The organism is Hoeflea sp. CAU 1731 (genome assembly GCF_039888615.1).
Lineage (GTDB): Bacteria > Pseudomonadota > Alphaproteobacteria > Rhizobiales > Rhizobiaceae > Flavimaribacter.
Map to the genome: position 1 here is coordinate 619,988 of NZ_JBDQQS010000001.1, position 24,267 is coordinate 644,254.

20 protein-coding genes and 1 tRNA gene are annotated in these 24,267 nt (G+C 52.8%); 11 read left to right on the forward strand and 10 right to left on the reverse strand.

What is annotated here, in order from left to right:
* Window positions 1-223: 223 nt before the first annotated feature.
* Window positions 224-577, forward strand: a complete 354-nt coding sequence (locus AAFN47_RS02985) for a DUF1428 domain-containing protein (protein ID WP_499807717.1) — start codon at window positions 224-226, stop codon at window positions 575-577.
* A gap of 9 nt (window positions 578-586) precedes the next feature.
* Here the strand turns inward: AAFN47_RS02985 and parE are convergent, their stop codons facing one another.
* The 3 genes from parE to gltX form a co-directional block, all read right to left on the reverse strand.
* Window positions 587-2,662, reverse strand: a complete 2,076-nt coding sequence (gene parE / locus AAFN47_RS02990; protein ID WP_499807718.1) for a DNA topoisomerase IV subunit B — start codon at window positions 2,660-2,662, stop codon at window positions 587-589.
* A 190-nt stretch (window positions 2,663-2,852) separates the two neighbouring features.
* Entirely contained in the window at window positions 2,853-4,145 is a 1,293-nt protein-coding gene (gene gltA / locus AAFN47_RS02995) for a citrate synthase (RefSeq protein WP_499807719.1), read from the reverse strand.
* Between the two features lie 258 nt (window positions 4,146-4,403).
* Complete coding sequence (gene gltX, locus AAFN47_RS03000; RefSeq protein WP_499807720.1) at window positions 4,404-5,825, reverse strand: glutamate--tRNA ligase; 1,422 nt, start codon at window positions 5,823-5,825, stop codon at window positions 4,404-4,406.
* A 331-nt stretch (window positions 5,826-6,156) separates the two neighbouring features.
* Between gltX and AAFN47_RS03005 the strand changes: the two genes are divergently transcribed.
* Together AAFN47_RS03005 and AAFN47_RS03010 are read left to right on the forward strand one after the other, a co-directional pair.
* Window positions 6,157-8,295: a ComEC/Rec2 family competence protein gene (locus tag AAFN47_RS03005; RefSeq protein ID WP_499807941.1), complete on the forward strand. Its 2,139-nt coding sequence runs from the start codon at window positions 6,157-6,159 to the stop codon at window positions 8,293-8,295.
* A gap of 143 nt (window positions 8,296-8,438) precedes the next feature.
* The gene (locus AAFN47_RS03010) at window positions 8,439-8,804 is read left to right on the forward strand and encodes a YcbK family protein (RefSeq protein WP_499807942.1); all 366 of its coding nucleotides are present in this window, start codon (window positions 8,439-8,441) and stop codon (window positions 8,802-8,804) included.
* 24 nt (window positions 8,805-8,828) lie between these two features.
* On the opposite strand, the gene AAFN47_RS03015 is transcribed toward AAFN47_RS03010, so the two are convergent.
* The gene (locus AAFN47_RS03015; RefSeq protein ID WP_499807721.1) at window positions 8,829-9,923 is read right to left on the reverse strand and encodes a glycosyltransferase family 2 protein; all 1,095 of its coding nucleotides are present in this window, start codon (window positions 9,921-9,923) and stop codon (window positions 8,829-8,831) included.
* 382 nt (window positions 9,924-10,305) lie between these two features.
* On the opposite strand from AAFN47_RS03015, the gene AAFN47_RS03020 reads away from it, so the two are divergent.
* Together AAFN47_RS03020 and AAFN47_RS03025 are read left to right on the forward strand one after the other, a co-directional pair.
* Window positions 10,306-12,018, forward strand: a complete 1,713-nt coding sequence (locus tag AAFN47_RS03020) for an ABC transporter ATP-binding protein (protein ID WP_499807722.1) — start codon at window positions 10,306-10,308, stop codon at window positions 12,016-12,018.
* A 221-nt stretch (window positions 12,019-12,239) separates the two neighbouring features.
* Entirely contained in the window at window positions 12,240-13,100 is an 861-nt protein-coding gene (locus AAFN47_RS03025; RefSeq protein ID WP_499807723.1) for a hypothetical protein, read from the forward strand.
* On the opposite strand, the gene AAFN47_RS03030 is transcribed toward AAFN47_RS03025, so the two are convergent.
* From AAFN47_RS03030 to AAFN47_RS03040, 3 genes are all read right to left on the reverse strand, one after another.
* The gene (locus AAFN47_RS03030; protein ID WP_499807724.1) at window positions 13,067-14,104 is read right to left on the reverse strand and encodes a hypothetical protein; all 1,038 of its coding nucleotides are present in this window, start codon (window positions 14,102-14,104) and stop codon (window positions 13,067-13,069) included. The two genes, AAFN47_RS03025 and AAFN47_RS03030, sit on opposite strands and share 34 nt — an antisense overlap.
* 115 nt (window positions 14,105-14,219) lie before the next feature.
* On the reverse strand, window positions 14,220-15,365 hold the full coding sequence (locus tag AAFN47_RS03035) for a hypothetical protein (RefSeq protein ID WP_499807725.1): 1,146 nt from the start codon (window positions 15,363-15,365) through the stop codon (window positions 14,220-14,222).
* Between the two features lie 359 nt (window positions 15,366-15,724).
* The gene (locus AAFN47_RS03040; RefSeq protein WP_499807726.1) at window positions 15,725-15,949 is read right to left on the reverse strand and encodes a hypothetical protein; all 225 of its coding nucleotides are present in this window, start codon (window positions 15,947-15,949) and stop codon (window positions 15,725-15,727) included.
* Between the two features lie 708 nt (window positions 15,950-16,657).
* On the opposite strand from AAFN47_RS03040, the gene AAFN47_RS03045 reads away from it, so the two are divergent.
* Together AAFN47_RS03045 and AAFN47_RS03050 are read left to right on the forward strand one after the other, a co-directional pair.
* On the forward strand, window positions 16,658-17,395 hold the full coding sequence (locus AAFN47_RS03045) for a serine hydrolase domain-containing protein (protein WP_499807727.1): 738 nt from the start codon (window positions 16,658-16,660) through the stop codon (window positions 17,393-17,395).
* Window positions 17,396-17,512: 117 nt separating this feature from the next.
* The gene (locus AAFN47_RS03050) at window positions 17,513-18,583 is read left to right on the forward strand and encodes a linear amide C-N hydrolase (protein WP_499807728.1); all 1,071 of its coding nucleotides are present in this window, start codon (window positions 17,513-17,515) and stop codon (window positions 18,581-18,583) included.
* Window positions 18,584-18,775: 192 nt separating this feature from the next.
* Here the strand turns inward: AAFN47_RS03050 and AAFN47_RS03055 are convergent, their stop codons facing one another.
* Window positions 18,776-19,585: a hypothetical protein gene (locus AAFN47_RS03055; protein WP_499807729.1), complete on the reverse strand. Its 810-nt coding sequence runs from the start codon at window positions 19,583-19,585 to the stop codon at window positions 18,776-18,778.
* A gap of 74 nt (window positions 19,586-19,659) precedes the next feature.
* On the opposite strand from AAFN47_RS03055, the gene AAFN47_RS03060 reads away from it, so the two are divergent.
* Both AAFN47_RS03060 and AAFN47_RS03065 read left to right on the forward strand, forming a co-directional pair.
* On the forward strand, window positions 19,660-19,950 hold the full coding sequence (locus tag AAFN47_RS03060; protein ID WP_499807730.1) for a hypothetical protein: 291 nt from the start codon (window positions 19,660-19,662) through the stop codon (window positions 19,948-19,950).
* 69 nt (window positions 19,951-20,019) lie between these two features.
* A complete protein-coding gene (locus AAFN47_RS03065; protein ID WP_499807731.1) occupies window positions 20,020-20,778 on the forward strand; it encodes a bestrophin-like domain in 759 nt (252 codons plus the stop codon).
* Between the two features lie 175 nt (window positions 20,779-20,953).
* On the opposite strand, the gene AAFN47_RS03070 is transcribed toward AAFN47_RS03065, so the two are convergent.
* Both AAFN47_RS03070 and AAFN47_RS03075 read right to left on the reverse strand, forming a co-directional pair.
* Window positions 20,954-21,043 (reverse strand) — tRNA-Ser (locus tag AAFN47_RS03070).
* Between the two features lie 67 nt (window positions 21,044-21,110).
* The gene (locus tag AAFN47_RS03075; RefSeq protein WP_499807732.1) at window positions 21,111-21,404 is read right to left on the reverse strand and encodes a hypothetical protein; all 294 of its coding nucleotides are present in this window, start codon (window positions 21,402-21,404) and stop codon (window positions 21,111-21,113) included.
* A gap of 502 nt (window positions 21,405-21,906) precedes the next feature.
* Here AAFN47_RS03075 and AAFN47_RS03080 point away from each other — a divergent pair.
* Together AAFN47_RS03080 and AAFN47_RS03085 are read left to right on the forward strand one after the other, a co-directional pair.
* Window positions 21,907-22,911, forward strand: coding sequence for a septal ring lytic transglycosylase RlpA family protein (locus tag AAFN47_RS03080; protein ID WP_499807943.1), 1,005 nt, complete (start codon window positions 21,907-21,909; stop codon window positions 22,909-22,911).
* A gap of 100 nt (window positions 22,912-23,011) precedes the next feature.
* On the forward strand, window positions 23,012-24,178 hold the full coding sequence (locus AAFN47_RS03085) for a D-alanyl-D-alanine carboxypeptidase family protein (protein ID WP_499807733.1): 1,167 nt from the start codon (window positions 23,012-23,014) through the stop codon (window positions 24,176-24,178).
* Window positions 24,179-24,267 lie beyond the last annotated feature (89 nt).

Sequence of the window (24,267 nt, forward strand, 5' to 3'; positions counted from 1 at the left end):
CGTCGTCGTGCCGAAGTTTACTTGCCTGGTCGGCGCCAAGCCTCCAGAAGAATATGACACGTAAATCCGTACACTCGGTCGGGACGCCTGTAATACAAGTATCAGCGTACATGCGGCGAATATCAAAGCTGACATTGCTGAAGCGATGAACATTCAATCGTCACCATACGGCAATAATCTGCCGCTCGGCCCTGAGCCGAAATCTGATGAGAGGAATTAGACCATGCCCTATGTAGACGGCTTTGTAGCAGCAGTTCCAAACGCGAACAGGGAAAAATACCTCAAGCACGCCAAAGATGCGGCTGTTGTCTTCAAGGAGCATGGCGCTTTGACAGTGGTGGAATGCTGGGGCGACGACGTGCCCGACGGTGAAGTTACATCCTTCCCCACGGCTGTTAAGCGGGAAGAAAATGAAACGGTGGTGTTTTCCTGGATCACGTGGCCATCGCGCGTTGCGCGCAATGAAGGCATGCAGAAAGTGATGGAAGATCCCAGGATGCAGCCGGATCAATTCGAATTTCCGTTTGATGGCAAACGCCTGATCTACGGCGGCTTCGAAATGATCCTCGAAGCGTGACCATACGCGTCAGATATCCAGATCCTCGACGAATTCAGCTCTTTCCTGGATAAACTGGAACCGCGCTTCCGCCTTTGTTCCCATGAGATTTGAAACGGCGGTGCGGGTGTCTTCTATTGCTGCGTCATCAATCTGGACGCGGAGAAGGGTTCGCTTGTTTGGGTGCATCGTCGTCTCTTTCAACTGAGCGGGCAGCATTTCCCCGAGACCTTTGAAGCGTCCGATTTCTACCTTGCCTTTTCCGGCAAATTCCGTCTGCAACAGTTCTTCGCGATGTGGGTCGTCACGCGCGTAAAGCGTCTTGCTGCCCTGGGTAATCCTGTACAGGGGAGGCACCGCCAAATACAGGTGACCCTCACGGACCATGTCTGGCATTTCCTGATAAAAAAATGTGATCAACAGAGAAGCGATGTGAGCGCCGTCAACATCGGCGTCGGTCATGATTATCACCTTCTCGTATCGCAGATCCTCTTCCCGGTATTTCGTGCGCGTCCCACAACCCAGCGCCTGGATGAGATCGGCGATCTGCTGGTTGGCGCCAAGCTTGTCTCGGCCTGCGCTGGCAACATTCAGAATTTTCCCGCGTAGCGGAAGAATGGCCTGGTTCGAACGGTCTCGCGCCTGCTTTGCCGATCCACCAGCCGAATCTCCCTCGACGATAAACAGTTCCGCGCCGGCCGCCGTTCCCTGGGAACAGTCAGCGAGCTTTCCAGGAAGCCGCAATTTTCTCACCGCAGACTTGCGGTTGACTTCGCGTTCCTTGCGTCGACGAACCCGATCATCTGCGCGTTCGACGACCCACTCGAGAAGCCGCGCCGCATCCTGCGGGGAGTCGGCAAGGAAATGATCAAAGGGATCACGGACTGCGTTTTCCACGAGACGCTGTGCTTCAACGGTCGCCAGTTTGTCCTTGGTCTGCCCGACGAATTCGGGTTCGCGCACGAACACAGAAAGCATGCCGGCAGCCGAAATCATTACATCGTCCGTCGTGATGATCGAGCCGCGTTTGTTGCCCGTGAGTTCCGCGTAGGCTTTGAGGCTGCGCGTTAGAGCGAGCCGGAATCCGGCTTCATGCGTCCCGCCTTCGGGAGTAGGGATCGTATTACAGTAGGAATTCATGAATGGATCGCCCGTGTACCAGGTAACCGCCCATTCGACCGTTCCGTGTCCGCCTTTCTTTTCGCTGCGCCCGGAAAAGGAATTCCGCGTCACCTTATGGTCGGCTCCGATGGAGGCTTCCAGGTAATCCTTCAATCCGCCCGGGAAATGGAACACCGCCTTGTCAGGCGTCTCGTCCTTTTCACTCAGCAGAGAAGGGTCGCAATTCCACCGGATTTCAACGCCCCCAAACAGGTAAGCCTTGGAGCGAGCCATGCGCAAAAGACGCGCCGGTTCGAAACGCGCATTGTCTCCGAAGATCTGGGCGTCGGGATGAAAGCGAATACGTGTTCCCCGGCGATTATGAACCTCGCCGAGATCTTCCAGTTTTCCGGCAGGTAATCCACGCTCGAATATTTGCCTGTATAGCCGCCGACCGCGCGCGACCTCTACCTCGAGCCGATCCGACAACGCATTGACTACCGAGACGCCGACGCCGTGCAGGCCCCCCGAAGTTTCGTAGACCTTGGAGTCAAACTTACCGCCGGCGTGCAAAGTCGTCATTATGACTTCGAGAGCGGATTTGTTCTTGAATTTCGGATGTGCGTCTACCGGGATGCCTCGTCCATTGTCGGTCACGGTCAAAAAACCGTCCGCTCCCAGTTCCACTTCAATGAAATTGGCGTGGCCAGCGACGGCCTCATCCATGGAGTTGTCGATCACTTCCGCAAAAAGGTGATGCAGTGCTCCGACGTCCGTACCGCCAATATACATTCCCGGACGTCTGCGAACGGGCTCAAGCCCCTCAAGGACCTCAATGTCAGACGCAGAATAGCCATCTTCCGTTGAAACCGGATGCGAACGAGACCGTTTCGGTTTCTTCTCCGTCTCTGCTGCAGACCGTTCCTTGGAAGGCACGCTGCTGTCTCGCCGAACGGGCGAGGGCGATACGGTCAGTTTCGAGAACAGATCGTTATTGTCATCCATGGTCGATGGCGCGCCTTGTTGCGATTTCAGATTCAGTTCGAGCACAGTGATTCGGATCGCTTCACTGTGCCAGATTCAAGGTATTTTTGCGAGGATCGACGCTCAGTCAGCAACAGCGTGACGCGACCGTAGCTGGACGACGCTTCCAGAAAAAAAAGGCCGGCAACACGTGCCGGCCCCTGTCATAACTTTAGCCGCGACTTGATAGCGGCACGTAGTCCCGCTCTTCTTCACCGGTGTAGAGCTGACGGGGACGACCGATCCTCTGGTTCGGATCCTCGATCATCTCCTTCCACTGTGCGATCCAGCCGACGGTCCGCGCCAAGGCGAAGAGAACAGTGAACATGGTCGTTGGGAAACCAAGCGCTTTAAGCGTGATGCCAGAGTAGAAATCGATATTTGGATAAAGCTTCTTTTCGATGAAATATTCATCGGTAAGAGCAATTCTTTCAAGCTCGATCGCTACGTCAAGGAGCGGATCGTCCTTGATGCCAAGCTCGCCGAGCACTTCATGCGTTGTTTTCTGCATGATCTTCGCCCGCGGGTCGTAATTCTTGTAGACCCTGTGCCCAAATCCCATCAGGCGGAACGGATCGTTGTGATCCTTGGCGCGTCCAATGAATTCCGGAATGCGATCGACCGAACCAATTTCACTCAGCATATTGAGAGCGGCCTCATTGGCGCCGCCATGGGCAGGTCCCCAGAGACACGCAATGCCAGCAGCAATGCAGGCGAACGGATTGGCTCCCGAAGAACCTGCAAGGCGCACCGTTGACGTCGATGCGTTTTGTTCATGATCCGCATGCAAAATAAAAATACGGTCCATGGCGCGCGCCAGAACCGGATTGATTTCGTATTCCTCACAGGGCACCGCGAAACACATGCGCAGGAAATTGGAGGCGTAGTCGAGATCGTTCTTCGGATAAACAAAGGGCTGGCCAACATGATACTTGTAAGCCATAGCCGCAATTGTCGGCATTTTCGCGATCATGCGAAGGCTGGCGACCATCCGCTGATAGGGATCGGTGATATCAGTTGAGTCGTGATAAAAGGCGGAAAGCGCGCCGACGACGCCACACATGATCGCCATAGGATGCGCATCACGACGGAAACCGGTAAAGAATCGCGACATCTGTTCGTGAAGCATTGTGTGCCGCGTCACGCGATAATCAAAATCAGCCTTTTCGGTTTTGGTGGGAAGCTCCCCGTAAAGCAGCAAATAGCAAACTTCAAGGAAGTCGCCGTGCTCTGCCAACTGGTCGATCGGATATCCACGATGGAGGAGAATTCCCTGATCACCATCAATATAGGTGATCTGGGATTCACAAGACGCCGTAGAGGTAAATCCTGGATCATAGGTAAATTTGCCTGTCTGTTTATACAGGCTGGCGATGTCGATAACGTCAGGTCCGATGGATCCGTTACGAACTTTAAGTTCAATATCGTTCCCATCGACGGAAAGCTTGGCGTTCGATGCCGTCATACTGGTCCCCTTCAACAGAAAATACAAAACGGAATGCAAGATGTGCAGCGCCGCAATGATTGGTGTGCAGTTGCTAGCCGATTTCCGACGCCCTGCCAAGAGAGGCAAAAGTGTATCGATGCAATGCCATATAGGAAAATAGTCTCCCAGGAAAAGGAACCGAAGCTCTGAAGGACTTACTGATCCCGAACAATCGAAATATTATTATACTATTTCAATAGCTTAATGACGAAACCAGAGTGGCGCCGGCTTTGTAGATCAAGCGACTTGATCACGAATTCGACCAAGACTCTCGTCCTTTCCGAGAACTGCAAGGACATCGAAAATACCTGGTGAGGTCGTACGTCCGGTTAAAGCCGATCGCAACGGCTGCGCGACTTTGCCGAGCTTGAGTTCATTGGCCTCAGCGAAGTCCCGGACCGCATCTTCCGTCGCCTCGACCGACCAATCCACCACACCTTCCAGTATGGGCAGGATTTTCGCCAGAACATCCCTGCCGCCTTCGGCGAGTATCTTTTCGGCTTTTTCTTCCATCTCCAGCGGCCGTTCGGAAAAGATGAAACGTGCTCCATCCGCCAGATCCGCGAGCGTCCGCGCACGTTCCTTCAATCCAGGCATGGCCTCAAGCAACTGCGCGTAACGCCTGTCAGATAATCGCTCGATATAAAAGGCGCCTCCTTCGATCTCCGGCAGAACCGAAACAAGGGCGTCTGTCAGGTATTTGTCATCGCTACTTCGAATATAATGCGCATTAAGTGCTTCAAGCTTCTTAACGTCGAACCGCGCCGCGCCCTTGTTGACATCGCCAATATCGAACCATTCAATCATCTGGTCGATTGACATGATTTCATCGTCGCCGTGGCTCCATCCAAGCCTGACAAGATAATTGGCAAGCGCTTCAGGCAGAAACCCCATTGCGCGGTAAGCCTCTGCACCCAGCGCTCCGTGTCTCTTGGACAATTTTGCGCCGTCCGGGCCATGTATCAGCGGTATGTGCGCCATACTCGGCACATCCCAGCCCAACGCGTGATAGATGACCGTTTGACGCGCGGCGTTGGTAAGATGGTCGTCACCGCGAATGATATCCGTAACGCCCATGTCGTGATCATCCACCACGACCGCTAGCATATAAGTTGGATTGCCGTCGGATCTCAGGATGATGAAATCATCAAGATCGCTGTTCGGAAACCGGACATCGCCTTGCACCTTATCTGCGACAAGTGTCTCGCCTTCCTTCGGCGCCTTGATGCGGATTGCGCCGGCGGCGCCCGCAGGCGCTTCTGCAGGATCTCGATCGCGCCAGCGCCCGTCATACCGGGGAGGGCGTCCTTCAGATCGGGCTTTCTCCCGCATGTCTTCAAGTTCTTGTGGTGAAGCATAGCAATAGTAGGCTTCACCACGTCGAACCAACTCCTGCGCGACCTCCCTGTGGCGCTCCACACGAGAATATTGTGAAACCGGGTCACCATCCCAGGTCACGCCCAGCCACGAAAGTCCATCAAGAATGGCCGCCACCGCCTCATCGGAATTTCGACTGCGGTCCGTATCCTCGATCCGAAGCAGCATCTTGCCGCCGCAATGACGCGCCCACAGCCAGTTGAAGAGCGCGGTGCGTGCGCCGCCGATATGCAAAAATCCCGTCGGGGACGGCGCGAAACGGGTGATGGTTTCACCTGACATGGAGGCCTCTGTGTGGGAACCGGAAACGGCGGTCCATGTAACACACATGTGCAAGAGCGCAAGTTCCCACACAGCCATTGCCGCACGACTAAACCCATGATTGTATCTGGGTATGACCAGCAACCAGATTGAAAATATTCAGGATGCCGCCGGTTCTTCCATGGAGACCGGCAACTCGGATATATCCAAAACCTCGGTGCCTTCTCCAAAGCCACACCGGTTCGCGTTACGCGACCTTGTCGAGGCATTGCGGTCCATTTCAATTCAGATCTGCCAGGCATGGGAACAAGAAGTCGCATACGGACATCATTTTCTGTGGTTTCCGGTCGCCATGGCTTTTGGGGCGGCCGTCTGGTTCGGATTTTATCGAGCGCCGTCTGCGATTGTAATATTTCTGTTTTTCCTGGCGTCATGGCTGGCGTACGCGGTGCTCGGGAATCGGCAATTCTACAGATATGTCGTATTTCTTGTCGCCGGATTTGCGACCGGAATGACAACCGCCCAGGTCGAGACTATGCGTCGAGCGACAACGATACTCGACAGTGAGATCACGACGCGGCTGGAAGGGGTGGTGCTGGCCCGCGATGTCGATTATCGGCGTTATTGGCGTTACACGATCCGACTCGTCCGCACCACGGATCCAATTATTGGGCGCCCCCCGGAAACCGTCAGACTTCTGGCCAGGGCAGACCACAAACCAGTGGAAATCGGCGGCGCCATAAAAGGCCTCGCCAAAATGGGTCCGCCATCCGGCCCTGCGTTGCCTGGCGGTTACGATTTCGGCTTTGACGCCTATTTCAAAGGCTTGGGCGCCTATGGCTATTTTTATGGAAAGCCGCTTACAGGCGATACACGCACCACCGATCACACTGGCGCACAGCCAGTTGCCATCACGCTCAGCCGTTTGAGAGAAACAATAGCCACCCGAATTCGAGCTGTGCTTCCGGGCGACACTGGAGCACTTGCAAGCGCGCTGGCGGTTGCCGACAGACGCTCCATATCGAAGGAGACTGTCGACGCCCTCCGCGCCAGTGGGTTGGCGCATATTTTGGCGATCTCAGGCCTGCATATGGCGCTTGTTGCGGGAACGGTCTTGCTGCTCGTACGCAGCGCGCTCAGCTTTTCTCCCTATCTGGTTCATACACGATCGACACGAAAGATCGCGGCGCTCTTTGCGCTTGCCGCCGCAACCGCCTATCTGCTGATTTCGGGCGGCGCAGTCTCGACGCAGCGCGCATGGCTCATGTTCGTGATTTTTCTGATCGCGGTTTTGATTGACAGAATGGCCCTGACGCTGAGAAACGTCGCCCTTGCGGCCATTATAATTATATTGATACAGCCCTCCGCCGTAATCGGTCCCGGGTTCCAGATGTCCTTTGCGGCGACCATCGCCCTGATATCAGCCTATGCCGTTTGGTCGAGGCGAACGAGAAACTACGATCAGGCGTCCTTTCTTTCCATAAACCGGACATTGAAAGTGGCGCTGCAATTCATTCTTGGAATTGCCTTCACATCCCTTGTCGCCGGCGTCTCGACCGGCCTCTTTGCAGTCGAACATTTCCAACGGATCGCGCCCTACGGTCTCCTTGCCAATGTGGCCGCCATGCCTGTCGTGACATTTGTCGTCATGCCCTTCGGTCTTGTTTCCCTCATCGCAATGCCATTGCACCTTGAATACTGGCCGTTGCAGATCATGGGAGCAGGGTTGGACGCAGTCATAGCCATCGCAATGCAAACAGAACGGCTTGGCGGTGACGCGATTACCGGAAGGATCGCATCCCAGCCCTTTCTCGTCGCACTCGTCGGCTTCCTGATACTCGTTCTGATGCGCTCCTGGTTGCGGATTTTCGGCGTAGCGCTTTTCATTATCGGAATTTCTTGGGGGCTGGGCGCGGCGCCTGGCGAACTGCCTGAGGCGATCATTTCAGAAGACGGCGCGCTGGTCGCCCTGATAGATGACAATGGCCTTGCAGCGAATAGAGCGCGCCCATCCGCATTTATCGTCGACCAATGGAAGGATGCCTTTGACCTAAATTCAGTCGCGACACCATCCATCCACGCTTCCGGCGACGTCCCAACCTCCACTTCAAATATGAGACAACACTTTCATTCATTTTTCGAAGCTATTGATATTAATGGACACAATACATTCAGCTGCGCCAAGGGCGCTTGGTGCGCTGGACGTTCTCACAACGGCCTGAAGATCACAACGATCCAGGATTTGGCGTTCCTCGGCGCCGCGTGTGATGAATCTGACCTTGTCGTAGTGGCCGCGCATATTAGCATGCCACGATGTTACTCCGGCGCCGTTTTGATCACTGGAAAATCATTGAGACGCAGTGGCGCGCTGGAAATTTACTTTCAGGAGGGCGCCATCACTAGCGTTGGAGCGATCAACAGCAAGTTCCGACAGTGGACTCGCCATCGCTTCTATAATTGGCGCACCAAAAACTTTCGCCATGTCAGGTAAACCGCATCCTGATCAATCTCGCCAGTTAACCACGTTTTTCATGACAATCTTAATCAAATGACAGCAATTTTGTAAGTCACAGACGAACGGTGCGAGGCGACATGAAAGTGCGAAAACAAGTAACGTTAGCGGTGCTGGCGTCGATGTTGGCGTTATCGGGCTGTTCCAGTCTGCCTGGTTTCGGATGGATTGGAACGTCATCATCAACCGTTTCATATCAGGATACCAAATGGTGTGTGCCAAGGAAGCTGAAACGCGTTCTGAATCGGGTTTCGAAGCGCTATGGTCCAGTTAACGTGCACTCCACGAAACGCTGGTGGTATGAGAACCGGCGTAAAGGCGGAGCTCGCAATTCCTACCACCTGAAATGTAAAGCTGTTGATTTTTCGGTGCGCGGCGATCCGTCTTCGGTAGTCGCCTACCTGAAATCCCAACCCGAAGTTGGGGGATACAAATATTATCCGGGCGGATTCTATCACATCGACACGGGACCAAGACGGACCTGGTGAAGGTTATACCCGTGGACCGGTAAATTACGACCCGTTGAAATTCTCATACAGTTTGGAGCGCGCGCCAAAAAATCCGCTTATTCGGCCTGCTAGCCAGCCTGCAGATCGCAAGATGCGCACAAGAGCAGGGCCAGCGTTGAAGGGAATGGTCAAAACAAGAGCGGTCAGGGTGATCACGCGGATTGCAATATTTCCCAGAATCATCGGAAAAACAACCACTTTGGGGTATTCCTCAAGCTTCTGATGCATGGAATTGCGTGATTGTTCCATACCCCTGTAATATTGGTACCTCGGTGTCAGTCGCTCTGGTGGAACAGTTTCGTAAACCACTGCCTTGGGCGACCAACTGGTCGGCAAATTCAGGCGCCTGCTTACAGTGCGGTAGAATTTGGCGTCACTGCCGCCCGTCTCGCTGAGGCTTACGTCGAATGACATATTGTAATCGGTAAAAAGTCGCGCATCAGCAAGCCAGTTACAAGTCACTACCGTGATGGTGTGACCCTGATTGCTTTTCAATTTCCGCTCGGCTTTATCGGCGATCCGACGATATCGGGCATCAAGACCTCTGCGGATAAGGCGCAGCAGTAATGTGTCGGAGTTGTCTTCTGCAATGCTTCCGAAGACCGGACCGCCGATGAGAAAGGCGCCTGTCTCGTCATAAGTGCGCACCATTTCGGATAACCATTGCGAACTGACGGTCTCGTCGTCATCAACAAAAAGAATGAGATCCGCGCCAGCGGAAACAGCGGTTTCAATGGCCTTGTTCCGGACGGCCGGTATTCCAGGCACAGCTTCCGACGCGTAGATCACGTCGTAGGGTGAGAGCTGCCGCTGCGCATTCTCAACGATTTTCCGGCACAATTCCTTTGCGTCATTCTCGACTACGATGAAAAACGGATCCACATTCCCCGGTATTTCCAGGTTCTGCCAGGAAGACAATAGCCTCGCCAGCATTTTGGGTCGCTTGTGGGTCGTGCAGCAAACCGCCGCGCGATATTGCTTCGTAATTCCCGGCTGTTGTTTATTCAACGCCAACGTTCCAATCCGGGGTAGAGGACCGAGATAAATTCTGGTGTTCTGGAGATCAAAATCCGAAGCTTTAAAATGGTTACTATTCATCAATTCATCACAATGTGACCATGGCGGATCACAGCGCCCTTGTGATGCCATTGCGAACATGCAATGACGAAATATGACACGATACCGCCATCAATCGGACGGATATGTCTTCTATTTCTCAGATACTGAAACTTTTTAACGTTTTCTTTAAACCGCTCCTGCGACCGGCCAATTTTTCATTTCACAGTTGTATCGAGCATGTTAGACACTCCCGAAAAGATTGCTACTATTTTATCCACCGCCAACACAATTGCAAAATATAGAGTTCGTTTTGAGTAGCTCCGCCAACAGGCCGCGGGTCCTGGATCTCGTTAAAACCAGTGAAATGAAGGCCAATGCATCTGAATCTCTCTCAATCATAAAACGCCTGCTACGGGAGAGTATGCCAGGTAATGTCCGAATCTATCTTGCCGGGCTGGTATGTTCGGTTTTTGTGGCGGCCTCGACATCGGCTTTCGCCCTGCTTACACGGTCAATGGTCAACAAGATTTTCGTCGATCAGAATGTGACTGCATCTTGGTTCGTCGCCGCAGCGGTCATTTCGGTCGCCATTATCAAGGGGCTGTCGACATATTTTGGCGTCGTGTTCAACGGCATGCTGAGACGCGACGTCGTAACCAACTATCAAACACTGCAGTTCCGGAAGCTGACGTCGCAAAGCCTGATATTTCTTTCAAACAAGCACCCGTCAAAGCAAATCGCGCAAGTCGTGCTTCAGGCGAAGGCTGCCGCTGATGCTTTCCTGACTGTCACCACGACGATAGTCCGAGACATTCTAACGCTTCTTGGCCTGGTTTGTGTGATGGTTTTCCAGGAGCCTGTGATGTCCATGTTTGCGGCTCTCGCGCTCCCGCTGATTATTATTTCGCTCTCCTCGATCACCCGCAGGGTGCGCGAATTTTCGAAAGCGGAGAACGAACTCGCCGGACAGGTCTATTCGCTGGGTTCCGAAGCACTGGAGGGCATACGCACAGTCAAGTCCTACCAGCTTGAGGACAAGACCAGAACGACCTTTTCCAACGCCGTGGAAAGCATGCAAGAGCGGGCGTTAAAACTGGAACGGTTGGCAGCCTTCGCAAGTCCGGTCATGGAAACACTTGGCGGCATTATCGTCGGCTGTTTCATCGTATATGCAAGTTGGCAAAGCCTGACGAACGGCAAGACCCCTGGCGAATTCATGGCGTTCATCATGGCGTTCCTGTTCGCCTATGAGCCCGCAAAAAGGCTCGCATCCGTGAATGTCTCGCTGCAACGGAAACTCATACAGATCGGCCGAATGTATGAACTTCTGGACAAGAAGGAAGCGGAAACCGCTGACGCGGAGAACGCGGTAGTTCTCGATGAAGTCAAAGGCGAGTTGGAATTTGCGAACGTCAAGTTTGGCTACAAGAAAAACAAACCATTCCTGCATGGCGTGTCCTTCAAAGTTTCGCCGGGTGAAACAATTGCGATTGTCGGACGATCGGGATCAGGCAAGACGACGATCATCAATCTTATTTTGAGACTGGTCTCGCCGAACGCCGGACAAATCAAGCTCGACGGGGTCAATCTGAACCGGATCGGCTTCAAGCAGTTGCGTCAGGCCGTGTCACTCGTGTCACAGGATGTCTTTCTGTTCGAGAACAGCATTCGCGAAAATATTCGTGATGGCAAACCGGACGCCACAGACGAAGAGATCCGCGAAGCGGTGCGCCTTGCCAATGTCGAGGAATTCACCAAAGATCTCCCCGACGGCCTTGATACGCATATAGGGCCCAATGCGACCAACCTATCAGGCGGCCAGCGTCAGCGCATCGCCATTGCGCGCGCCATATTGAAGGCGTCTCCGGTAATCATTTTCGACGAGGCGACGTCGGCTCTGGACGGCGAGAGCGAAAGGATGATTATCAACTCCCAGATCAAGCTGTCGAAAAACCGTACGCTCATCATCGTGGCGCATCGTCTTTCGACGATTCAGGCGGCGGATCGCATCATTCTGCTTGATGATGGCTATGTCATCGCCAATGGAACACACGATGAACTGGAAAAGAGCAGTGACCTTTACAGATCCCTGTTCCATCTCGGCGAGACATATGGAAAGCAAAAAAGCGGCTAAAGGCTGACAAGCGCCCAATGACTCCGTATGTCTTGAAAAAACTGCAAAAACTTCAAAACAAATATGTTGCACCGTTTCTTCACGCCCATCGATTGAGGAAAGAGCGAGAGGTCTACGTAAAATCGGGCGCCTCTGAAACTTATCGCCAGGGGAAAGATGACTTTGCGCTCTATCGCATTTTGGGCAACGATCTGCCTCCCCGGCACAGGCCCGGTCAGACTTTGGCCAATCTTGAATTTTGCCTGGAGCATGAACCGGAGTTCGAGGACTGTCAGAAATGGTGGGTCGTCAATCGTATTTTCGATGAAACCAGGCGTCATGAAATCATCGCCCGTCTGGACAGTTACAAACAAAACTATTTCACAATCGATTTCGAACCGGATGACTACGCACGCATTGAAAACAACTCTGACGTAGCGCCCTATCTTGACGGCTCCAGAGAACCCCTTGACGAAAAAGCTCGAAACCGCGCGGTTCTGGCTGCGCTACGACCGAAAATTCTCTACGCGATCAACAACAATGGCGCGCGCAATGCGGCCCTCGAACATGGCAGAAAACGCGCAAAATGGATCCTGCCTTTCGATGGCAACTGCATGATATCGGGCAGGGGATGGCGGGACATTCGTCAAACAGCAAAGCGGTCGATCATCTTCCCGTATCACATCGTGCCCATGCACAGACTGACTGAGAACGACACCATACTGGACGAGCATTTTTCGCCGGACTGCGGCGAAGAACCCCAGATAATGTTTCACAAGCTCTCCGGTGAACGCTTCGACCCCAGGCTGCCCTATGGAAGATCGCCGAAAGCTGAGCTGTTGATGCGTCTTGGCGTGCGGGGACCATGGGACCATTGGGAGGTCGACCCGTGGGATATTCCGCCGGCGCCTTCCTGCCCCGAGTGGGGGCGTTTTGTAATGTCGGACGGTTGGGTAGGGCGCCTTTACTCCGGCAATGTCACGCAGGAAACTGGCAGGAAGTCTTCTGTCCGGCGCATGGCCAACCGGGATGACGGCATTCTCCGCGCCATCGCAGAACTTGACGAACGCTATGGTTCGACTTGTGCAAGACTGGACATATAATCAGACAGGATAATATCGCGGATTGTGTCTACGGGTACACCGTACATCTGCTCCATATGAGCTATCGTCTTGAGAATGGACTCATTGCGTCCGTGGTAGCGAATATTCTGGCTCTTTTCGTTGGTATCCGAAAGACCGTGCGTGCCGGAGGACAACCGTATCACGCCGCCGGCGCTGATCTTGTATCGATATCTGTCGGGAAACGGATGCGCTTCACCCGGCATGAAAGCTTCTTTGCCCCACCAGAGCCATTTGCCAGGCAACCTTAAGCACTTAAGAAAATGCGCCTTGTCGGAAACGCCATATGGATATCGTTCGTCAAAGGTTTCCTGTGTCAGATAGTGAAACCCAATCTGAGGTTCTTCAAATAGCGAATAGTTCAATTCTGGACCAAAATAGCGTTGATTATCACCGATCCTGACCATTGGCACGATGACATAGGGCATGTGCGGCGAGGCGCGACAAGATGCAACGAGACGTTCCAGTTGCACTTTCGTGAAGCAGCAGTTGCTATCAAGCGCAAAGGTCCAGTCCGATATCCGCCTGCCTATTTCGAGCGCAGTGTTCCGCGCGCCGTTGACGTTCATCAGGTACCGAATTTTCGGTGAAGTCGCCCAAAGTTGCATCTTTGTTTGCATGACCTTCGCAGCGCGTCTAAAGTCTTGTGTTTTGAAGAACTGGACGCCGCCAAACTCATCAAGATCCCAGCCAACCTTGCGATACTCGTCCGCAATGAATGGAATTTTCATGAACTCCATGCCCGCCTGTTCGAGTTCGTCGATGAGCAACGCTTCAGCTTCAGGATCCACAATCCTGTTCAGTACAAACAGTTTCCGGATTCCGGAGATCGATGGTTCGTGCTTGAGAATGAATTTCACATTGTCCAGGGTCTGTCCACGACCATGCCTTGGATAATGGTCGTTACCCAGTATCCTGATCAGTGAAATCTCAAATTCTTTTCCTCGTTGCGGACTATTCTCCGAAAATCGGTAGAACAAGTTCAATTGCCTGTTCCTGAGTTTGTAGTAGGCGCGAATGACCGATTGCCTCAAGACCGAGGGCGCTTTTCTAGACTTCGTAACGTCGTGGATTGGCGAGCGCATCACTCTTCCCAAAGACTTAGACGCGAAGCGATCTACCCAGAAACCGCTCCATGAACCTGAGATGCAGTGGATTGGTCTTTCTGGTCAGTTGCGAGGCTCTCTCCGAATAAGCCTCCGCGTGCTTCGCAAGCCTTGAACTGAACACGGAATAATCTATGGATTCCGGATAGTGTACATAATCGGTAGAAAACAGCGTCTTTCTCTCCGGAAAATACCGAGCACGCACCCATTCGTTTGAATCTGCAAACCGTTCGGTGAAGGATCTGGCGTCATCCCGGGGCACCTGGCGTGGCGACCCAGGAAAAACCGCCTCAATTTCACGCTGAAGTTCCTTCATGTCCAGATTGCGTTCTCCGTTAGTTTTCCACATTTTGCCCGCGCTGTTAGCTGACGCCATGACGAATTGAGCCTCAGCGCTCATGGCATTGTTCAGTTTGGCATCTCCATGCTGCAATAAGTCCGGATCGATCCCAAGCATGGAACTGAAATAGCGCACAAGTCCTCCCTGACCGAAAGAATCGGGATACAGCGCCACCTTGATTGTATCCGGACCGAATATATCCGACATACGCTCAATGACGTTTCGATAGTCATAGTAGTCTCGATAGTCGTTAATCACGCGATCGGAAGGCAGACTGAAATAGGCCTGCGCGGAGATGTTATTTTCGAAGACACCGTTAAAACGGCCGTACCCTGCGCGGATCGCAGTGGAATATCTGCTCAAGGCCAACTCATCCTGACGGCGGAGAAATATCAGAATTTGGATGTCGCCTGCAAAATTGGACAACAAATAACTCAAGCGCTCGACTTCAACGGGGCGCGTAATGCGGCTGTGGATCAACTCTGTGCTGAGCACTGAGGTTCGCCACCGTTTTCCTTCTGAAAACTCTGTGGAAAGTTGCTGTTCGAACCAGTGGCGGAACTGCCCGATATCCATTTTAAGCGAGGCGAGAACATGCGCTTTTATATTGTCGAAGACATCGTCGTCCTGCGCATAGACCGAAAGGTAGGTGTGGTTGATATGTGATCCGGCGGATTCAGGAAACCGAATTCCAAACTCACTCAGCAGCATACGGTTGCGGTCAAGCACATGCTGAATTGCAGTGCTTCCGGTTTTCTCCGTCCCCATGTGGAGGATTATTTTCTTCTCCGATCCGTTCAAGCCCGCAATCCCATGGCCGAACAGATTAAAATCTCAATTCTGGTAAAAATCACTTCCAGTTCGCAGTATCCGCCAAAGCCGCAGTAGGGCTCCTTTCTACACGAAATTGCGCCACGGAAAAGACCCGCGCCCTGGTTGCGGATATATCTCCACGCAGACAGTATCGTCTCAAAGGCCTTAAAGGACAGTCTGCCGACAGCGATGTCAAGAAAGTGGAGATTTTTGGAGGCGAGTTTCACAAAAGAGCGCCTGGTGTGGCGAATTTGAATTCGCCGCGACTAATGCGACGCTCTTCTGTGGGAGCTACAGACTCTGCAGCCGATGGAAAGAACTTATTGTCAGGAACACCAGTGGCAAACTCAATTGCCCCCATCTGAAGATTCAGTGCCCATCTGATCGCCTTTCAAGGCGTTCGGTATTTCGGCTGGCGCGTCGTCGGCTTCTTCCGCGATCGACTCAACCCCGGCTTCAGATTCGGACATTTCCTTGGAATTTTCGTCATCAGCCCAAGCCGTGGTTGCGGCAAGAACTGAAACGGCAAACAGGCTGGCAATTAATGTTTTCATCGATATGTAGTCCTTCATTCGTTCAACCCTGAGACAGTAATAGGGATCGAGGCCAAAGCTGTCCAAGGAAATTGCGGATAATAGTTTATAGACTGCAAGACCATCCAGATGTGATCCTTCACGCATTCCTTAAGGCACAAAACGCTGGTCCTGGGTCCGGTAGAGTAATGCGCGCCGTCTACTTTAATCTGGCGTGATTCGAGCTCTTGCAGGAAAAATGAATGGGCGGGAAGTTCTACGAGCCCGAACAGATAAAAGAAATGTGTTTTGAATCACCGCCAAATCGGGTGAGGGCAGGGCAGTAGAGGTACGTACTTAGAAAATCGCCGGTTGATTCAAAGCGATCGAAACCGGTTGGCAATTCCATGAATGGCTCTTCGATGGTAGAAATTCCTCCGTCCGCCTTACCGAAAACGCTACCAGCTTTATGCACTTTTGGTTATTGTTTCATATTTCGAAGTAGTAATTGGGCGGATTTGTCTGAGATGGCTTGCAGTGATGGTCCGGCTGTTTCCGCACCTCTGAAGTAATGTGCACATGCAGATATCCAGCAGGACGCCGGAAATGTAGGGGCGAAGGATGACTTCGCAAATAAAAGACATGTTGGCGCTGCTTGCCGCGGCTTTCCTGTACGGCTCCGTCCTTCTCCATCAGGTTTCCGCCTAGGAACTGAACGCCCCGTTCAGCGTAACGGCCGTCGACGATGTTCTGGAAAACCTCTAAGCAATGCGGGTAAAGCATGGCGTCAGGGCGCTCCTTGTCGCTGTCAGCGTCGGAGAAGCAGTTCAGGTACTTGCAACCGCAGGAGAATCGATAACAGGTCTTCCGTCTCGTACCGACATGCAATTCCGCATCGGCGCGATGGCGATTGCTTCCCAGACGACAATCCTTCTCCAAATCGTGGATGAAGGTCTGGTCACTCTCGACGACACAATCGACGCCTGGCTGCCGGACTACCCTGCAGAAGACCGGGTTACCCGCAGGATGCTGGCCGATTCTTCGTCGGGTTATGCGGACTACGTCACGGACGAAAACTTCGTTGCCGCTTTCGAGAAGCATGTCTTTCGCGAATGGACCGACAGGGAATTGCTCGAGATTGCCTTCGATCACGGAATGCTGTTCGATCCGGGAACGGATTTCCAATACGCCCATACGAACTTTATCATGCTTGGTCTGGCGCTATCGGCTGCCACTGGCGTTCCCTATGAAGGGCGGGTCGGATATCTACGGCCCGCCACTTCGCGGAACGCCGCGCCCCAAAGCGCACAGTTTTCCAATTCAAAATATGGGGGTATCGACCGGCTTTGGGCAAATTCGGCTCCCGGCACTCGCTGCAACTCGGAAGAAATGCTATTCATCTCGGACTACGCCCTCCCGTCGTTCCTCGCGTGCGCCGCCGAATGGCCTGATCTTTCTTCGCCTGACATACAATCCAATCAGCAAGCAAACTTCAGTTTTATGTGACTTGCGATAAGTTTATCATTGCTCAATCTTGACCAACACACTTGCGACCATCCAAGTAGGATCAGCCGGTTTTTTTCCTTTAGATTCAAAGGGCGACCGCTATGCAAACTTGGAGGTATGATTTTGAAAGGAAACAGATCGTTTTGGCGCAGCCTAACTCTGGCAATTGCGCTTTCAGTGGCCGCGGCGCCAATCGCCGATGCCTGCACCCGTGTTGTATATCATGGACCGGAAGACCGCATATTGACGGCACGTTCCATGGACTGGAGCCTGCCAATGCTCTCCAACTTGTGGGTATTCCCACGCGGTATGGAGCGAAATGGCGAAGCGGGAAAGAATTCACTGACCTGGACGTCAAAATACGGAAGCATGATTGTTTCCGGTTATGACTTATCCACTGTGGATGGAATGAATGAAGCCGGACTAGTGGCTAACATGCTTTGGCTTGTGGCGTCAGAATATCCCGAAAATGGTGGCAAAACACCCGAAATGTCGCTGTCGATCTGGGCGCAGTATTTCATGGACAATTACGGCAGCGTTGCGGAAGCTGTCGCCGATATGGAAGCCAATCCCTTCGATGTCGTAACCGCCGACGTGCCCGATCAGCCTGGACGCCTGGCGAAAGTGCATCTTTCACTCTCAGACGCCAGCGGCGATAGTGCCATTCTGGAATGGCTGGATGGTCAACTTGTAATTCACCACGGCCCCGAATACCGCACAATGACGAACGATCCCCCATACGACCAGCAATTGGCGGTGAAAAGATACTGGCATGAAGTCAACCCGCGTGAGGTGCTGCCAGGCACAACGCGTTCTTCTGATCGTTTTGCGCGGGCTGATACTTACATTGACATGGTGGTTAAATCGAATAACCCGCGCATCGCGGCAGCTGCTGCCATGAGCGTGATCCGCAACGCTTCAGTTCCTTATGGCATCAACACACCGGACGCACCGAACTTGTCCACCACGCGCTGGAGGGTTGTCGCTGATCACAAGGACAAACTGTTTTATGTTGAATCAGCCATTTCTCCCAACCTGTTCTGGGTCGATCTGAACAAGCTGGATTTCTCGGCTGAAGCCGGGGTGCGAATGCTGGATCTGGGCGTTGACATGGTCACGCTGCAATCAGGTGAAGTTTCGTCAGACTTTAAGCTCGCCGAACCTTTCCAGTTCGAGCCGGTAAACTGAGATATGCCGACCACCGCATTCCTGTGTGGTGGTCGTATCATCCTAGAACAGGACTGCGACGCTCTTTTAGAAAGAAACGCCCCGCCCTGCGTATAATCGACAGCAAGATAGGGCTAGCCAGATTGGTGGAAAAACTCAGCGGACTTTAACATCAACCGGGATCGCCTAAATTTGCGACAAAACCATTCACGACTAGAACCGGTATGTAAGTCCCACAACAGGTCCGCTCAGCCTTATGTCATAGACATGATTATCTTTTTCGTAATCGGTATCAACGATTTTGTAGCCCGCTGAAAACGACAAACTCTCATTCAAGATATAGTTCGCGGTCGCTAGAACAGACCATGTCAAATCGGAGTTAAGGCCAAAGCCGCCGATATCTGCCTGGGCCTGAACCGAAAATCTATCCGTCAGGTTGAAAAACAGACGTGCTCCGACAACGGGATCAATCCAGCCAAAGCCCTCATCATAACGTAATGACCTTCCAAGCCCACTGGCCGTGATTTCATTGGAAATATGCCATAAACGTATACCGCCTAGAGCGTCAAAAGTAAAAGTGGGCGTATCGATAACGCGGTATCCACCCTGCACGGTCGTCATAAACTGCTTGGTATTCAGTTTAACGGTCACTTCAAACGGTGGTAGCTGCGGTGTGAGTGCAAACCTGTAGGTGTCACCGTCACTCGTATCAGTATACATCATGTCAGCCGAGAGAACAAAACGGTCGTAGCGACCCCATACATTTACAAATCCGGCAATATTCAGCCCATCCCGACCCTCAGAAAATGATTGATCGATATCCACGGTCGGCCCGGCGCCAAATGGAGAAACCCTCCCTTTTACTCCGGTAGCCCACAGATAGGGAGTAATCTGAAGCGCCCAGTCCGAGGCGCTGGTTTCTGTAACTGTGGAAGCTTCTGGAGCCGCATCGATACTGTCAGCCGCGTGTAGAGTTTGTGGAACACAAAGGAACAAAGCGCACGCAGAAATATACTTCTTCAATTTGGCCCCCTGTCCGGCAAACGTAACCGGAAAAACCAGTTCAATTACATTACCGCCCCTTGTAAGAAAATAGCATGACAGATGCTAGGTGTTCGTCAGCAGTTCCACAAAAATCGGTGATCCAGGCCAGTGCTCTTTCCATCGGCTTCAACGGCGCGCTTGTCGGTGGGATCGGTGTCGGGATGTGGCGCCGGCGGGTGATATCGATGCCATGTGCGCCCCGCGCCAGCCTTGACATCATTGGTTCAGAAATGACTCAAATAAACAACTCATCGGATTTTCAATCGGCCCCACAAATGAGCCGGCATTTATTAAGATACGCGATTGTCGTTCAGTTCGCTGCAAATCCTCGAGAGTTTCAGTAATCGGAATTTTATCCGAGCGATTATAAATCCAGGAAAACTAAATCCGTGTTTTTCCCAGAGTGGATTTAAATGTCGTATTTCCTGAACCTCGCGCTGTTTCCCTCAATCTTGCTGTTTCTGGTCTTCGGCCTTGCCTTGTTCGTCATGACCTATTGGGTCCTGCTCCTGTTTGCCAGATATGCGCGCACTGATGCCTTGGTCATTCCGGTGGGCGCATTCATCGGAACGATTGCGACGTCATGGGCACTGTCTCTGGGCTTTGTTGCTGCCGACATCTGGACACTACATGCAGAAGCTGATCAGGAACTCACCTCTGAACGATCCGCGATCAATCGCCTGATCGGAAGCGCTGAATCTGACGTCCTGAACAGGCCTGACCTTAAAATAGTGATGCATCTATATCGCGAAAAGGTAATTTCGGACGAATGGGGAGCCAATGGAAATCTTCATCCGGCGGCGTCGGTCGAGGAGGCTCTTCAGAAAATTCGTATCATCATTATGGATATCGCTGAGAGTGATGCGCCTGCTCCGATCATCAATCAGGCCGTCGCCATTTTCAATGACCTCCAGGAAACACGCGATGTGCGCCTCGCCATCGCCAGCACGACCGTCAATCAGTACAAATGGTATATGTTGCTGACACTGACGATCTTGACATCGATCACGATCGCAGTGACCCACGCCGATAGAACACGAGCGGGAATCACAGCAATTTTCCTTTACGTTCTTGCGGCCACTACAAGCCTCTGGTTGCTGACGGTTCATGCAAGCCCCTATGCCGGTATTGAAATGATAGAACCACATCGGCTGTATCCGGGGTTATCTTAATTGTGGAACGTATTTGGATGTGCTGGCGTGCACCCCGAAGATGCCCCCGATCTGGGCGTAGAGCTTTCCAGATAATATCGGCATTACGGCACGTACGGCCGGTTATGTGAGTGGTTATGATAGCGAAATCGATCACTACGCAAGTATCTGATTTAATTCAATAATTTCAATGATGTGGCGGAGGAGGTGGGATTCGAACCCACGAGACGGTTTCCCGCCTGCCGGTTTTCAAGACCGGTGCCTTCAACCGCTCGGCCACTCCTCCGGCAGCGCCTTATTGCGCCAGAAGTCTTATCTTTTCAAGCAGGCAGATGAAAAATAACCTGTGATCGTTATTTTACCCGCCTTAGCGTCTGACAGGCCGCGTTTTGACCCTCCGGAGTCGTGCGGATGTAACAGGAAACAATGGTATCGGCGTCGATCATGCGACCTTCTGCGAAACCGTTCGGTTCCGACCAGCGAAATTGGCTCTTGTCCACAAAGACGCCGACAAACGAGACGCTGAATTTTTCGGACGCGCCGCTCTCGGAGTGCATGCTGCCGGTCAACCTGCGATCGCGTTGTTCCGTGATGGTCTGCGTGATCGTTTCGGAACTGAAGACGACGTCGTCGCCATTATAAGACATGCGAATATCTGCGCCTTCTCCGACCCAAGGCCAACGATATCGGGATAGATGTCATCCGCCAGGCAGGCTGGCGCAGAAACCAGGAACAGCGCCATAAAGCATATATCGACCCGGAAACCGAGTGGACGACCGTCAAAACGCCTATGAAAAACTGTAATGCTTCCCACAAAAAACTTTCCATAGCCTACGCTATAAAAGACAATTACCTATGCGTGTTTCAATTACCGATATTCGCGCGGTTGGCGACTCCTGTAAATAGGAATGCGGGCGGTCCGCCTTGCGCCGCGGCAAACGGTGAGTTGACATTAACCAAAACATTGATTTTTATGGATCATGCTTTGACGTTGACGTCTTGACAACACGATGTGGTTATTGTTGACCAAGATGACGGTCGCCGCTCTTTGCCGAACAGTACGAATGTTGTAGTGAGCAAGGCGACAGGGGATTGCTCGATCGGGGGCTGGACGGAATGCTGAATGCGGGGCGCATCCGCGCAACAAGAATGGCAAGGGGAACTACCTCTGGTCATGATTCGTGGAAATTTGTTCGTATCGCGACAGTCATGGGCCTTGGGCTTGCCTTGGCCTCTTGCATGTCGAGCCCGGCTGATAAAGCCGACATCAACAACAAGACGAAATTCAGCGAGAGCAAATACGGCGTCTCAGCCAGCAAACGTGTTACGACTTCCAAGAACGTGAAGAAGGGCGGCGGAACCTACAAGATCGGCAAGCCCTATATGGTGAACGGCCGCTGGTACCACCCGAAGGAAGAACCGGGTTACGACAAGGTCGGGCTTGCATCTTGGTATGGGCCAAACTTCCATGGCCGCCATACGGCTAATGGCGAAGTATACGACCAGTATCATCTATCCGCCGCGCATCCGACATTTCCGCTTCCCAGCTATGCCCGTGTGACGAATGTTGAGAACGGAACTTCTGTCGTCGTACGCGTCAACGACCGTGGTCCATTTGCTCACGGACGGATCATCGACGTGTCGAGCAAGGCCGCCGACATGCTCAAAATCAAGAACGCCGGTGTAGCGAAAGTTCGCGTCGAATATATGGGCAAAGCCCGTATGGACGGTCGTGACATGCCGTATCTCATGGCGTCCTACAGCGACGGCAGCAGCACAAACATGATTGCTTCCGCCGGTGACAAGATCACGGATGGCCTTTCCAAGCTGAGCCCACCGGCGCTGATCAGCAAAGCTTCTACGAAACTTGGCTTTACCAACGAAAATCTGGAAGTCGCTTCATCGGAAACGGGCAAGGGGCCGCGACTGGTCTCGTCAGATCAATATTACTTGCCGGAAATCGGTCCTATTCCACGTGACAGGCCGATCATGGGGCTTGCATCGTCTGAGTACAAACCAAAACTCGTCAATGCCTATCGGGATGAGCGCTACGGCTCTAGAATTGAAGATCCCTTCGCCGCCTTGATAAATGAAGAGGGTCAATTGACGGAAGAGGCGATTCTCGCTTTCGCAGAGAAGCAGGACAACCTATAGGCTCTTAGCGGATATCGCGATAGCCTGGTTTCATCATCGCAATTCAATTGATACGCGCAGGTTCAGTTGGTAGCCTATCAATGGGGCTATTGAGGGATCAATGACAGTGTCACCGTTGTTCAAAAATTTGATTCCAGCGATCATATGCCTATGCGCCGTGGTCTCCTGCAGCAGAGCCTTTGCCCAGGAATTTCAAACAAGAGCCGACAAGGCATTTATGATCGAGGCTGATACGGGATCAGTCCTGTTCGCCAAGGACGAAGATGCGCCAGTGCCGCCCGCATCGCTTGCCAAGATCATGACCATGGAAGTGGTGTTCAACGAAATCGCCGAAGGTCGCCTTTCGCTGGACGATGAATTTCAGGTTTCTGAAAATGCCTGGCGCACCGGCGGAGCGCCCTCCGGCACGTCGACTATGTTCGCCGCTATCAAGTCCTTCGTTCCTGTTGGCGATCTGATCCGCGGCGCTATCGTGCAGTCGGGCAATGATTCCTGCATCATACTCGCAGAGGGCATTTCTGGTTCGGAAGACGTATTCGCCAAAAAGATGACCGAGCGAGCCCGCGAACTCGGCATGACAAAATCCGTCTTTGGTAATTCAACCGGCCTGCCGCATCCGGATTCCGCTGTCACGATGCGGGAACTCGTGATGCTCGCCAGATATACGCAGCAGACCTATCCAGACTTTTATCGCTGGTACTCCGAACCACAATTCAAGTGGAACGGCATCAACCAGCGAAACCGCAATCCGCTGCTTGGCCTGGGCATAGGGGTCGATGGCCTAAAAACCGGATACACGGAAGCTTCGGGATACGGCATCGTGAGCTCAATCGAGCGCGAAGGGACGAGGCTCTTTCTCGCAATGAGCGGCATGTCCAGCGAAAAGGAACGCGCAGAGGAAGCGCGCAAGATGCTCGAATGGGGTCTGCGATCCTTCGAGCCGAGAGAGCTCTTTCAAGCCGGTGAAATCGTCGGTCAAGCCAGTGTCTACGGCGGCGACGGCTCCTATGTCGACCTGGCTCCGGAAAGTGCAGTGACGATATTCATTCCGGTGGCGGATCCGGAGCGCATCAAGGCGCGCATTGTCTACGACTGGCCCCTGGAGGCCCCGGTCGAGAAGGGCGCTCAGATCGGCGCCTTGAAAGTGTGGACCGGCGACACGCTCAATCAGGAAACGCCCCTTTTTGCGGCAAACAGCGTCCCGGTCGGCCCGCTGCATAGACGCGCCTTCCATGCGCTCCAGGAACTCATGCTGTTCTGGCTGTAGTAAAATCCTAACTCTTCACACGAATAATACACGCAATGTGGACGCTGCCTGAAAAGGCGCTTACATAATTGGGTAAAACGATCCTGTCG